Source organism: Streptomyces sioyaensis (genome assembly GCF_004122735.1).
In the GTDB taxonomy this organism is placed as follows: Bacteria; Actinomycetota; Actinomycetes; order Streptomycetales; family Streptomycetaceae; genus Streptomyces; species Streptomyces sioyaensis.
In genome coordinates this window covers 1-13251 of record NZ_SDIF01000148.1, presented here as the reverse complement: position 1 = coordinate 13251, position 13251 = coordinate 1, and the positions used below count along the sequence as shown (strand labels likewise).

The 13251-nt window shown below is 70.4% G+C and carries 10 protein-coding genes and 1 pseudogene; 10 read left to right on the top strand and 1 reads right to left on the bottom strand.

Annotation, left to right across the window (positions count from 1 at the left end):
- On the bottom strand, window positions 1-2740 hold a 2740-nt coding region (locus tag EST54_RS30355; RefSeq protein ID WP_135796909.1), incomplete at its 3' end, for a type I polyketide synthase.
- Window positions 2741-3174: 434 nt separating this feature from the next.
- Here EST54_RS30355 and EST54_RS30350 point away from each other — a divergent pair.
- The 10 genes and pseudogenes from EST54_RS30350 to EST54_RS30305 all read left to right on the top strand — a co-directional run.
- Window positions 3175-4089, top strand: a complete 915-nt coding sequence (locus EST54_RS30350) for a proline iminopeptidase-family hydrolase (protein ID WP_129250910.1) — start codon at window positions 3175-3177, stop codon at window positions 4087-4089.
- Window positions 4086-5291 (top strand): cytochrome P450, encoded by a 1206-nt coding sequence (locus EST54_RS30345; protein ID WP_129250909.1) that lies wholly within the window; start codon window positions 4086-4088, stop codon window positions 5289-5291. The genes EST54_RS30350 and EST54_RS30345 overlap by 4 nt, the downstream gene beginning before the upstream one ends.
- A complete protein-coding gene (locus tag EST54_RS30340) occupies window positions 5288-5512 on the top strand; it encodes a ferredoxin (protein WP_307825551.1) in 225 nt (74 codons plus the stop codon). Before EST54_RS30345 ends, EST54_RS30340 begins: the two co-directional genes overlap by 4 nt.
- A 219-nt stretch (window positions 5513-5731) precedes the next feature.
- Window positions 5732-6679 carry an ACP S-malonyltransferase gene (locus tag EST54_RS30335; protein WP_174857547.1) on the top strand — a complete coding sequence of 316 codons (948 nt, stop codon included), beginning with the start codon at window positions 5732-5734 and terminating at the stop codon, window positions 6677-6679.
- 117 nt (window positions 6680-6796) lie between these two features.
- Window positions 6797-7048 (top strand): acyl carrier protein, encoded by a 252-nt coding sequence (locus EST54_RS30330; protein ID WP_129250908.1) that lies wholly within the window; start codon window positions 6797-6799, stop codon window positions 7046-7048.
- A 37-nt stretch (window positions 7049-7085) separates the two neighbouring features.
- Complete coding sequence (locus EST54_RS30325; RefSeq protein ID WP_392567427.1) at window positions 7086-8741, top strand: AMP-binding protein; 1656 nt, start codon at window positions 7086-7088, stop codon at window positions 8739-8741.
- 67 nt (window positions 8742-8808) lie between these two features.
- A complete protein-coding gene (locus tag EST54_RS30320) occupies window positions 8809-10323 on the top strand; it encodes an AMP-binding protein (protein ID WP_167511629.1) in 1515 nt (504 codons plus the stop codon).
- Window positions 10320-11612, top strand: coding sequence for a type III PLP-dependent enzyme domain-containing protein (locus EST54_RS30315; RefSeq protein ID WP_129250906.1), 1293 nt, complete (start codon window positions 10320-10322; stop codon window positions 11610-11612). Before EST54_RS30320 ends, EST54_RS30315 begins: the two co-directional genes overlap by 4 nt.
- Window positions 11609-12118 carry a cobalamin B12-binding domain-containing protein gene (locus EST54_RS30310; protein WP_129250905.1) on the top strand — a complete coding sequence of 170 codons (510 nt, stop codon included), beginning with the start codon at window positions 11609-11611 and terminating at the stop codon, window positions 12116-12118. Before EST54_RS30315 ends, EST54_RS30310 begins: the two co-directional genes overlap by 4 nt.
- A gap of 122 nt (window positions 12119-12240) precedes the next feature.
- Window positions 12241-13179, top strand: a pseudogene (locus tag EST54_RS30305) (methylaspartate mutase); the annotation flags it as partial.
- Window positions 13180-13251 lie beyond the last annotated feature (72 nt).

Genomic DNA, 13251 nt, shown 5'->3' with positions numbered 1-13251 from the left:
CGATGGGTTGGGTGGGGGTTGTTGTGGTGTGGAGGGTGGTCCAGTCGACTGTGTGGCCGTGGGTCCAGAGGCGGGCGAGTGCGGTGAGGGTTTCGGTTGGTTCGGGGCGGTTGCGGCGTAGGAGGGGGATGAAGTGGTGGGTGGTGTCGTCGGGGAGGACGGCGGGGGCCATGGCGGTCAGGACGGCGTCGGGGCCGATCTCCAGGTAGGTGGTGACGCCGTCTTCGGCCAGGGCTCGTATGCCGTCGGCGAAGCGGACCACCTCACGGGCATGGGTCACCCAGTAGTCGGGAGTGGTCAGCTCGCCTGGTGTGGCGGGGCGGCCGGTGACGTTGGAGACCACCGGGATACGGGGCTCGGAGTAGGTCAGGCCTGCCACGATCGTGCGGAAGTCGTCGAGCATGGGGTCCATCAGCGGGGAGTGGAAGGCGTGCGAGACCTTGAGGAAGGACGTCTTACGGCCCTGGGTCCGGAGGGTTTCGACGATGGTGTTGACGGTGTCCTGGGCGCCGGAGACGACGGTGGCCTGGGGGCCGTTGACGGCGCCGATCGCCGCGTCCTGGGCGCCGTCGAGCAGTGCCCGTACCTCTTCCTCGGTCGCTTGAACAGCTGCCATGACCCCACCGTCGGGCAGGGCCTGCATCAGCCGCCCACGGGCCGCCACCAGCGCACACGCATCCGCCAACGACAGCACCCCGGCCACGTGGGCCGCCGTGATCTCACCGATGGAATGCCCGGCAACCACATCCGGGCGCACACCCCACGACTCAACAAGCCGGAACAGTGCCGTCTCCACGGCAAACAGGGCAGGCTGCGCGTACTCGGTACGGTCCAGCAGAGCGCTCTCCGCCGACCCGCCGTCCTCCGCTAACAGCACGTCCTTCAAAGGCCGTTGGAGGTGGGCGTCGAGGTGGCCGCAAGCCTCGTCCAGCGCCCGCGCGAAGACCGGGAACGTCTCGTACAGCTCACGTCCCATCCTGCCCCGCTGCGCGCCCTGCCCGGTGAACAGAAACGCCAGCCGCCCCTCAGCCGCCACACCCCGCACCACGCCCACCGCATCCTCACCAGCAGCAAGCGCGGTCAACCCGGCCACCAACTCACCACGGCTCGCACCCGCCACCACCGCGCGATGCTCCAACTGCGCCCGCGACGTCGCCAGCGCATACCCCACCTCCACCGGCTCCGGAGCACCCGCACGCTCCAGCAGGCCGAGTACCCCGGCCGCCTGCGCGCTCAACGCCTCAGCTGACCGGGCGCTGAGCACCAACGGCGGCACCGGCCCCGAGGAATCACGGGACTCCGCAAGCCCCGCCCCCTCCTCAGCCGAGTCCGTCGCAGGGGCAGAGGCAGGGGCCGGGGCCGAGTCCTCCTCGATGATCACGTGCGCGTTCGTCCCGCTGATCCCGAACGAAGACACCCCGGCCCGGCGTGGCCGCTCGCTATCCCAGGTCACGGGGTGGGTGAGCAGCTCGACACGGCCGGCGGACCAGTCCACCTTCGACGACGGCGCATCCACATGCAGGGTCCGGGGCAGCACGCCGTGGCGCATCGCCATGACCATCTTGATGATCCCCGCGACGCCCGCCGCGGCCTGCGTATGCCCGAGATTCGACTTCACCGACCCCAGCCACAGCGGACGCCCGTCCGCCCGGTCCCGCCCGTACGTCGCCAGCAGCGCCTGCGCCTCGATCGGGTCGCCAAGCTTCGTGCCGGTGCCGTGTGCTTCGACGGCGTCCACGTCAGCCGGTTGCAGGCCCGCGTTGGCCAGGGCCTGTCGGATCACCCGCTGTTGCGAGGGGCCGTTCGGGGCCGTCAGGCTGCTGCTGGCACCGTCCTGGTTCACCGCGCTGCCGCGTACCACCGCCAGGACGCGGTGGCCGTTGCGCCGCGCGTCCGACAAGCGCTCCACCAGCAGGACGCCGACGCCCTCACCCCAGCCGGTGCCGTCCGCGGCCTCGGCGAAGGCCTTGCAGCGGCCGTCGGCGGCCAGACCGCGCTGCCGGCTGAACTCGGTGAAGGTGTCGGGCGTCGACATCACCGTCACACCGCCGGCCAGGGCCAGTGTGCACTCGCCGTTGCGCAGCGCCTGCACCGCCCAGTGCAGGGCGACCAGCGACGACGAGCACGCGGTGTCCACCGTCACCGCCGGGCCCTCCAGGCCCAGCACGTAGGAGACCCGTCCGGACACGACGCTGCCGGAGTTGCCGTTGCCGATGTACCCGTCGACGTCGTCCGGGAGGGTGGAAAGACGGGAGGCGTAGTCGTGGTACATCACGCCGGCGAAGACGCCGGTGCGGCTGCCGCGCAGTGTGTGCGGGTCGAGTCCGGCGCGTTCGAAGGCTTCCCAGGACGCTTCGAGGAGCAGCCGCTGCTGCGGGTCCATCGCCAGCGCCTCGCGCGGTCCGATTCCGAAGAACTCTGCGTCGAAGTCGGCGGCGTCGTGCAGGAAGCCGCCCTCGCGGGCGTAGGTCGTGCCGGGCCGGTCGGGGTCCGGGTCGTAGAGCCCCTCGATGTCCCAGCCGCGTCCGGTGGGAAATCCGGAGATGCCGTCGTCACCGGCGACCAGCAGCTGCCACAGCTCCTCGGGGGAGGTGACGCCGCCCGGGTAGCGGCAGCTCATGCCGACGATCGCGATGGGCTCGTGCTCCCTGCGCTCGGCTTCGCGCAGCCGGCGGCGTGCCTCCCGAAGGTCGGCCGTCGCACGCTTGAGGTAATCGAGAAGTTTCTTCTCGCCTGACACCCAAGAACCCCCTGAACCCGGAATGTAGCCGGAACCCGGTCTGATGGATCTCCGCACGCCGAGTCGGGAATTCCTGCGTTCCGCTCTCGCGCCGGGACCTGACGAGCATCCGCCACCTGTGCGCACCTCTGCGGATTGTCTGTCCGAACGCTACGGGCGGGCCTGCCGGGCAACCACCCTTAGCTGCCCCTAGGTACCCCTATCGGGGGTCGCTGGACGGCGCCCCCTACAGAAATTCCGGAGAGCTGACCGGCCTTTGGGTTGGGGGGCGGAATCGCGTAATCAGCTGCCGGTGCACGGGATTTCGACTAAGGGGTGGTAGGGGGAGATAGGGGTCTGCGCAGCCACCTCGCTGCTATAGCGTTCTCAGCGTTGGAGGCTGCGAAACATGACGGCGAAACATTGACTGCGAAACATTGACTTGGGGTAGGAAGATGCCCGCGCCACAGATTGTCAAAGGAACCGCCCCATTCGGCGACCACAAGACGTGGTTCCGCGTCAGCGGCGACCTTGGATGCGGACGCCCGCCCTTGGTCGTCCTGCACGGCGGCCCGGGGAGTACCCACGACTACCTGCTGCCCCTGGCCTCCCTGGCGGCGGCCGGCTGGCCGGTCGTGCACTACGACCAGCTGGGGAACGGCGGGTCGACCCGACTCCCGGACCGCGGGGCGGACTTCTGGACCGTGCGGCTCTTCCGGGAGGAGCTCGACAACCTGTTACGGCATCTCGGGGTGAGCGACGACTACCTCCTCTTCGGTCAGTCCTGGGGCGGGATGCTGGCCGCGGACCACGCCGCCGACCGGCCGGCCGGGCTCCGCGGACTGGTGATCGCCAACGCTCCGGCGTCCATGCCGCTGTGGCTTCGCGAAATGGCCGTGCTCAGGGAACAGTTGCCGCCCGAGGTGCAGAAAACCCTGCTGCGGCACGAGGCGGCGGGCAGCACGGACACCGACGAATACTTCGCGGCCATGCGGGTCTTCTACGACAGACATGTGTGCCGCGTCCTGCCCTGGCCCCGGGATTATCTGGCCACCTTCATGGAGATCAATGACGACCCGACCGTCTATCACGCCATGAACGGGCCGAATGAATTCCATGTCATCGGCACGCTGCGGGACTGGTCGGTCGAAGACCGGATACCGCATATCGACGTACCGACGCTATTGATCAGCGGGCGATACGACGAGGCCACTCCGGCCACCGTACAGCCCTATTTCGACCATATCCCGAATGTCCGCTGGGAAATCTTCGAGGAGTCCAGCCATATGCCGCACCTCGAAGAGCCGGAGCGTTTCACTTCGGTCCTGGTCGATTTTCTGAGTGAACTCAAGGAAGGAGCGCGCGGGTGACCACTGCTCATGAGGTTCGCGCCTATCCGTTCAGCGAACCGGACCGGCTCACGCTTGACCCGACGTACGCCCGGCTGCGCACCCAGGAGCCGCTGAGCCGGGTGCAGTTCCCGCTCGGCGAGCCCGCCTGGCTGGCCACCCGCTACCACGACGTCCGTACCGTCCTGGCCGACCCCCGGTTCAGCAGGGCGCTGGCCAAGACGCGCGACCAGCCCCGCACCCACCCCGACGAGCATCTGGACGATGGTCTGGTCGGCATGGACGCGCCGGATCACGCGCGGCTGCGGAAGCTGGTGGCCAGGGCGTTCACCGGGCGCCGGGTGGAACTGATGCGCGCCGACACCGAGCGCATCGTGGAGGGCCTGGCCGACACCATGGTCGAGCAGGGCGGGCCGTTCGAGATGGTGGAGAACTTCGCCATCCCGGTGCCGGTCACGGTGATCTCCGAGATGCTGGGGGTGCCGGCGGCGGACCGTCCCCAACTGCGGGGCTGGTCCGAGGCGATGGTCTCGACGACCGCGCTGCCCTGGGAAGAGATGGAGCGCAACGCCAAGGAGCTGTTCGCCTACATCGGGACGCTGGTCGCGGAGCGCCGTCGCAACCCCACCGAGGATCTGCTGGGCGCGCTGGTGAAGACGCGGGACGAGGACGGCGACCGGCTGAGCGAGGAGGAGCTGGTCATGCATGTGACCGGTGGCCTGCTCATCACCGGCACCGAAACGACCGCCTCGCAGATCCCCAACTTCCTCTACGCCCTTCTCAGCCATCGCGATCAGTGGGAACTGCTCTGCGCCCACCCGGAGTTGGTGCCGCGCGCGGTCGAGGAGCTGGTGCGCTGGATTCCGCTGAACTATTCCGCGATGTTCGCCCGGTACGCCCTGGAGGACGTCCAGTTCGGCGACGTCACGGTGAAGGCCGGCGAGCCGGTGCTCGGCTCGGTGGCCTCGGCCAACCGCGACCCGGAGATCTTCGAGGACCCCGACCGGCTGGACCTCACCCGCGAGCACAATCCGCACATCGGCTTCGGTCACGGTCCGCACCACTGCCTGGGTGCCCAGCTGGCCCGGATGGAGCTGCAGAGCGTGCTGAGCACCCTGATCACGAGGTTCCCGACGCTGGACTTCGCCGACGGCGAGGACGGTGTCATCTGGAAGCAGGGCATGCTGGTGCGCGGCCCCAAGAAGCTGCGGGTGGTCTGGTGAGCCGGTGGGCCATCGCCGTCGACCGCACGGTCTGTATCGGCGCCTCGGTGTGTGCCAACTACGCGCCGGAACACTTCGAGTTGCGGGCCGGCAAGTCCCATCCGCGGGTCGCCACGACCGATCCCGACGAAGCGGTGCTGGACACCGCGGAGACCTGCCCGGTGTCCGCGATCACGGTGCACGACACCGACAGCGGCGCCCTGCTCGCGCCCGAGGAGTAGCCGCCCCTCCCCCGCGTGGTCGCATCCCGCGGATGCGTCCGGCCGTACGCCTCCCGTATGCGCCTCGTACCCGCCTCTCCCGCACTTCCGGCCGGCCTCGGCGGACGAGCCCCGCCGAGCCCCGCCAGCCGATCCTGCCCGTCGTAGGTCTGCCGCCTGCACGCCCGTCGCCTGTACGCCTGTCGTCGCCCGTCTGTACGCCTCGGAAGGACCGTCCACATGCCCACCGCTTCCCGGACCGGTACCGCGATGATCTTCCCCGGCATGGGGCCCACTCCCTTCGCAGACGTCGGGAAGTTCATGGTCATCAACCCCTTCGCCCGGAAGCTGGTGGCCACCGCCGACCGGGTGCTCGGATATTCCCTGATCGACCGGTACCGCCGGACCGAGGGCGACTACAGCGAGTACGCCCAGGTCGCCTTCATGGTCAACTCGCTGGCGCTGGCCCAGTGGGCCCAGCACACGCTGGGTGTCGAAGCCGAGCTGTGCACCGGGCCGAGCTTCGGCGAGAAGCCGGCCGCCGCGTTCTGCGGCGCGCTGGACTTCCCCGACGCCGTCCGCGCCACCGCCGGGTTCGCGCGCCTGCTCACGGACTACTTCAGCACGGAGTTCACCGATCTCGTCACCCACTCGTTCGTCCGGGTGCCCGAGGACAAGCTGCGTGAGGTGCTCGGGGAGCTGGACGAGCGCGGGGAGACGTACGAGATCTCCTGCTACATCGACGACGACTTCTTCATGCTCACGCTGCGCGAGCACAACCTCGCATGGCTGTCCCCCCTGCTGCGTTCGATGGGCGGCATGTCGCTGTACACGATGCGGCCGCCGATGCACTGCACGGCGTTCGGGGGACTGCGCGACCGGGCCGAGCAGGAGGTCTTCGGCCCGCTGGAGTTCGCCGATCCGGTGGTGCCGGTCATCGCCGACCAGGACGGTTCCCTGATCACCACGGGCGAGGGGGTGCGCACGATGCTGCTGAACAGCTGTGTGCGCCCGATGCGCTGGCCCGCGGTCGTCGACGCCCTGTGCGAAGCCGGGGTCGGCACCGTGTGTGTGGCGGGCCAGGACAGCCTGTTCGGCCGGGTGCGGCGGACGACGGACCACTTCGAGGTGGTGCCGGTCACGCCACGACTGGCCCTCCAGCCGCGGCCGCAGCCCGCACGTACCTGAACTTCCCTCCCCTTCCCCCTCCCGAATCCCTTCCGCATCCGTTCCGACCGCGCATCCGGATTCCCTTCCGACTGCGCATCCGACTGCCGCATTCCGACTCCCTGAAAGGCCATCACCATGTGGGACCAGAAATTCGAGGACCTGCTGCGCGGGTTCCTGCCGTTCCTCGGCGCCGACGAGCCGCTCGCCCAGGACACCGCGCTGCGCGACCTGGGGCTGGATTCGCTCGGCATCGTCGAGCTGCTCGCCGCGCTGGAGCACACCTACCAGGTCCGGTTCCAGGACGACGCGCTGAGCCAGGCGACGTTCGAGACGCCCGGTGTGCTGTGGAAGGTCCTCTCCGGGCTGGTCGAGGACCAGGCCGCCTGAGCCCGACGGGTCCTGCCCGTAAGGAACCCGACCCCCGGTGAGCATCGAAGGAGGAGCAGTGGACCCGACCGTGGAAGCGGCGCTGCACGGGCGTTTTGTGCGCGGGGTCGACCTGGCGCCGCGCAACGACGCGGTGCGGGTCGGAGCCGACTCGATCAGCTATGAGCAGGCGCACGAGCTGGCACTCGTCTGGGCGGGTGCGCTGCTGCGTGCGGTGCGCAAACCACCGGGCACCGTGGCGGTGCTGGCGGCCAAGGGCATCCGCGCATACGTCGGCATCCTGGCCGCGCTGTATGCGGGGGCCACCGTCGTACCGCTGCATCCGGACTTTCCGCCCGCGCGCACCCGCCGGATGATGCGGGCCGCCGGGGTGTCCGCGGTGATCAGCGACGAGGCCGGCTGGGGCCAGCTGCCGGAGCTGCTGGCGCCGGGCCCGGACGGTGAGCAGCCGTTCGACCTGGGCGGACCGGACGCCGTGCTGCCCGTCCTCGCGCCCGGTTGCCCGGCGGGTACGCACCCGGGCGTCGGCCGGATCGTCGCGGAGCCGGCCGGCGCGCTGAGCGAGCCGCGTCCTGTACGGCCGGCCGACGCGGCGTACGTGCTGTTCACGTCCGGGTCGACGGGCCGGCCCAAGGGCGTGCCGATCAGCCATGGCAGCGCCGCGCACTACTTCCGGCTCCAGGACGAGCGCTACGACTTCACCCCGCAGGACGTCTTCTCCCAGACCTTTGATCTCAACTTCGACTGCGCGATGTTCGACCTGTTCTGCGCCTGGGGCGCTGGGGCGACCGCGCTGTGGGTGCCGCCCGGCGCGTACCGCGAGCTGCCCGCCTTCGTTGCGGAGAACCGGATGACGGTGTGGTTCGCCACGCCCAGCGCGATCCCGCTGGTGCGCCGGCTGGGCGGACTGGCTCCCGGCGCGCTGCCCGGACTGCGCTGGAGCTTCTTCGCAGGCGAGGCGCTGACCTGCCAGGACGCGGCGGACTGGCAGGCGGCGGCGCCGCACTCGACGCTGGAGAACCTGTACGGCCCGACCGAGCTGACGATCACCATCGCGGCGCACCGCTGGCAGCCGGAGCGTTCCGCCGGCATCGCGGTGAACGGTGTGGTGCCGATCGGGCGGGTGAACGGCGGCCACGACCACCTGCTGCTCGGCGAGGACGGCCAACTCGCGGCCAACGAGGGCGAGTTGTGCGTGTCCGGGCCGCAGCTGACGTCCGGCTATCTGGATCCGGACGACAACGCGGGCCGCTTCGTTGAGCACGGCGAGCGCACCTGGTACCGCACCGGTGACCGGGTGCGGCGGATCGGCGAGGACGGTGAACTCGCCTATCTGGGGCGGCTGGACTCACAGGTGCAGATCGCCGGCTGGCGGGTGGAGCTGCCCGAGATCGACCACGCGCTGCGCGGCTGCGAAGGGGTCACCGACGCCGTCACGGTCGATGTGACCACCGCGTCGGGCACCGAACTCGCGGTCTTCTACACCGGTTCCGTCGTGCCCCTTTCGGTGTTCGCCCGGCAGCTGCGGACGGTGCTGCCCCAGGGCATGACGCCCCGGCACTTCTGGCGGCTGGCGGCGTTCCCGCTCAATTCCAACCGGAAGACCGATCGCGGTGTGCTGCGAGCCCGCGCCGAGGAACGGCTGCGCCGCACCACCGACACCACCGGCAACACCAGCACGCCGACGACCTGACAGGAGAAGAGCGTTGGACAGCACTTCCAGCTGGGACGGCACTTCCGGCGCGGCACACGGGGTTCCCGTGCCGGGCCACCGTCATGACAGCCTGGTTCACACCCTGCTGGACGAGGCCGTGTCGTCCTCGCCTGCGTCCGCGGCGGTCAGCGACGCCGAGGGGCAGTGGAGTTACGCCCGTCTCGACGAGTACAGCCGCGCGGTGACCGACTGGCTGGCGGCGCAGGGGCTGGGCCCGGGCGACCGCCTGGTCGTGCAGCTGCCCACCAACCGCGAACTGGTCGCCATGTTCTATGGAGCGTCCCGCCGCGGCGTCGTCTTCGTACCGCTCAATCCGCACATGAAGGAGTACCACCTGCGGTCGGTCCTGGCGAACGCCGAGCCCGCCCTGGTCCTCTGCGCGGAGGGACAGCTCGCCACGTTCAACACGGTCACCGCGACGCCCGTCCATGAATTCGGCGGTGTGTGGAGCGAGGTCGAGAAGATTGCCGACCGCGGCTCGCGCCCGGACACGGCCGTCGATGTCGCACCCGACCAGCCCGCCGTCCTCGTCTACACCTCGGGCAGCACCGCAGCCCCGAAGGCGGTGATCTGCCCGCACGCGCAGATCACCTTCGCCACCCGGTCCATGGTGCAGGTGCTCGGCTACCGCCCCGACGACGTGGTGTTCTGCCGCTTCCCGATGTCCTGGGACTACGGCCTGTACAAGGTGTTGATGTGTGCGGTCGGGCGCAGCGCGATCGTGCTGGCCGATGCCGAGTCGGACCTGCGGCTGCTGACCGCCATCCGGGAGTGCGGGGCGACCGTCGTCCCGATCGTGCCGTCGCTGGCCGCCATGATCGCCACGCTGGCCCGCCGGACCGAGCGTCCCGCGCCGCTGGTGCGGATGTTCACCAACACCGGCGCGGCACTGCCGCAGCCGGTCATCGAGACCCTGCGGGACGCCTTCCCGGGTGTGCGCGTGGTGCGCCAGTTCGGCCAGACCGAGTGCAAGCGGGTCTCCATCATGCCGCCGGACCAGGACGACGAGCGGCCCGACTCGGTGGGTCTGCCGCTGCCCGGCACCCGGGTCCTGGTGCTGGGCGAGGACGGCGAATCGGTCCCCGTGGGGGAGACCGGCGAGATCGTCGCCGTGGGACCGCATGTGATGCCCGGTTACTGGCGCAATCCGGAGGTGAGCGCGCGCACCTTCCGCCGTCACGCTCCCACCGGTGAACTCCGGCTGCACACCGGGGACTTCGGCTCGCTGGACGAGGACGGCTATCTGTATTTCCAGGGGCGCCGGGACGACATGTTCAAGCGCAAGGGCATCCGGATGAGCACCCTCGAAATCGAGGCCGCCGCGATGGACATCCCCGGCGTGCGGGCCGCGGCGGTGCTGCCGCCGTCGGAACGGCACGATCTGGCGCTGTTCGTGGAGTCCGATCTCGCCCCGCACGCGGTGCTGCGTGAGCTGGCGGGCCGGCTGGAGCAGCAGAAGGTGCCCGCGGTCTGCCGGGTGCTCAGCGATTTTCCCCTCACCCTGCACGGCAAGAACGAGAAGAAGCAGCTCGCGCAGCTGCTCGACGGGAGCGACCAGTGAGCCGGTACACAGAGCTGGCCGAGCGGTACGGCACCCCGCTGTACGTCTACGACCTGGACCGGGTCACCGCCGCGCGGCAGGACCTGCTCGATGCGCTGCCCGAGCGGTTCAGCCTGTTCAGCGCCGTCAAGGCCAACCCGCACCCCGAGGTGCTGCGGGCCCTGGGCACGGGCGACGGGCGGGTCTGCCGGGCCGAGATCAGCTCGCTGGGCGAGCTGGCCGCCGCGCTGGAGGCCGGCTGTGATCCGGCGCAGTGCCTGTACACGGGCCCGGGGAAGACCGACGGTGAGCTGACCGCTGCCCTCGCCGCCGGAGTCCGGCTGTTCTCCGTGGAGTCCCGCACCGACCTGGAACACGTGGGGGCCGCCGCCGACGCCCAGGGTCTGGTGGCCGACTGTCTGCTGCGCATCAACAGTGCCTCGGCCAGCGCCACCACCAGCATCCGGATGACCGGCACGCCCTCGCAGTTCGGCATCGACGCCGAGACGCTGGGCGAGGTGCTGCCCCACCTGCGCGCCGTACCCGGCACCCGCCTCGCCGGCGCGCACTTCTTCCCGCTGAGCAACGCCAGGGACGAGGACAGCCTGGTCGCGGAGTTCCGGCACACGCTGTCGGTGGCCGCCGGACTGCAGCGCGAACACGGGCTCCCCCTGCGGTTCCTGGACATCGGCGGCGGTTTCGCCGCCCCGTACGCGGTGCCCGGTGAGCGGCCGGTGTACGAGAAGCTGCGCGAGCGGCTGGAGAGCACGCTGGACGAGCTGTTCCCCGACTGGCGGCAGGGCACACCGCACTTCGCCTGCGAGTCCGGCCGCTATCTGGTGGGCGACAGCGGTGTGCTGCTGACCCGGGTGGTCAACATCAAGGAGAGCCGCGGCCGTACGTTCGTCATCCTGGACGCCGGCATCAACACCTTCGGCGGGATGTCGGGCCTGGGCCGGCTGCTGCCCGTGGCGGTCCAGCCGGAGGGTCCGCAACAGGCCGCGGAGATCGAGGCCGGCACGGGGCTGAGCGCCAGCCTGGTCGGGCCGCTGTGCACTCCCGGCGACGTACTCGGCCGCCAGGTGGAGCTGCCCCGACTGAGCGTCGGCGACCTCCTCACCATCCCCAACGCCGGGGCGTACGGCCCCACCGCGAGCCTCCTGATGTTCCTGGGCCGGCCCGCACCCGCCGAGGTACTGCTGCGCGGCGGCGAGGTCGTGTCCGCCTCCCGGCTGACGCACAGCAGGGTCCCGGTCGCGCCGCTGAGCGGCCGGCCCGCCGCCGTACCGGCCGGCGGAGGGCGGACATGACCCTGCCCTCGCGCGAGCTCGCCGGACCGGTGCAGCCGACGGCGGACGGCACCCGCGCGTCAACGGATCCCGCCCCGGCCAAGCGCCGGCAGACGGTCCTGGTCAGCGGGCTGGCCTCGGACTCCCACACCTGGAACCTGGTGTTCCTCCAGTTGCTGATCGAGGAGCAGGGCTACGACGTGGTGAACCTGGGCCCGTGTGTCCCGGACGAGCTGCTCGTACGGGAGTGTCTGGAGCGCGCGCCGGCCCTGCTCGTGATCAGCAGCGTCAACGGGCACGGGCACCAGGACGGGGTACGGGTCATCCGGAAGCTGCGCGCCGAACGCGCGCTGGCCACCCTGCCCGCGGTCATCGGCGGCAAACTCGGCATCGCCGGGGCCGAGCGCACCGACCATGTGGCGGAGCTGGTCGAAGCGGGCTTCGACAGCGTCTTCGAGGACGGCGCGCAGGAGATCACCGCCTTCCGGCGCTTCATCGGCGGCATACCGCAACGAGCGCTGTCGTGACCGACCGCGCCGCCGCGACACCGCGGGACGGTCGGAGCCGGCGGGGCACCGGCGGGCCGGGTGTCCCGCCGGCCGCCGCCGTGAGTACTGGGACCGCGGCCGTGCGGACGGAGACCACATCTGTGCGTGCGGAGACCACACCCGTGCGGGCGACCGCCGGCCCGGGTCCTCTGGTCGGCGACTTCGGCGCGTTCGTACGCCGCGCGCACCAGGCCGGGCAGCTGGTGGTGCAGCCGCGCATGGGATTCGGCGAACCCGCCACCATGCGCGCGGGGCTGCACGCCACCCGGTATGCCGACGCCACCACGGTCGGCACCGTCACCCTCGACAGCTACACCCGGGTCGGGGACCTCGCCGCGATCGGGACCGCGCTGCGCGAAGGGACCGGCATCAACGGCTTCCCCATCGTCAGCTACGACGTCGAGATCACCCGCGCGGTACTACAGGGCCTGCACGCCGACGACTTCCCGGTGCAGGTCCGGCACGGCTCCGCGGCACCGTTCGACATATTCGTCGCGCTGATGCGCGCCGGACTCAGCGCCACCGAGGGCGGTCCGGTGTCCTATTGCCTGCCGTACGGGCGCACCCCGCTCGACGAGTCGATGCGCAACTGGGAGCGCAGCAGCGCCCTGTTCACGCAGCTCCGCGAGCGGGGCGCCAGTCCCCACATGGAGACCTTCGGCGGCTGCATGCTCGGACAGCTGTGTCCGCCGAGCATGCTGGTCGCGGTCAGCGTCCTGGAGGCGGTGTTCTTCCACCGGCTCGGCATCGACGACCTGTCCGTCAGCTACGCCCAGCAGACCAATGGCGTACAGGACCGCGAGGCGGTGCACGCGCTGCGCAGACTGTGCGCGGAATTGCTGCCGGACGCCGACTGGCACGTCGTGATCTACGCCTACATGGGCGTGTACCCGCGCACCCCCGAAGGCTGCTACCGGCTGCTCGGCCAGGCCGCCGAACTCGCGGTCACCACCGGCTCGGAGCGACTGATCGTCAAAACCGTCGCCGAGTCCCAGCGCATCCCCACCATCACGGAGAACGTCGCCGCGCTGGAGTACGCGGGGCGACGTTCTCCGTGATGGTGGGGATGCGCTGGGACTCGGCGACGGTTTTGACGATCAGTCGCTCCGAGC

Excerpts from the sequence above, each read along its gene's own strand:
- EST54_RS30310 (WP_129250905.1), top strand. The coding sequence starts at position 11,609 with ATGACCCTGCCCTCGCGCGAGCTCGCCGGACCGGTGCAGCCGACGGCG.
- EST54_RS30350 (WP_129250910.1), top strand. The coding sequence starts at position 3,175 with ATGCCCGCGCCACAGATTGTCAAAGGAACCGCCCCATTCGGCGACCAC.
- EST54_RS30335 (WP_174857547.1), top strand. The coding sequence starts at position 5,732 with ATGCCCACCGCTTCCCGGACCGGTACCGCGATGATCTTCCCCGGCATG.
- EST54_RS30330 (WP_129250908.1), top strand. The coding sequence starts at position 6,797 with ATGTGGGACCAGAAATTCGAGGACCTGCTGCGCGGGTTCCTGCCGTTC.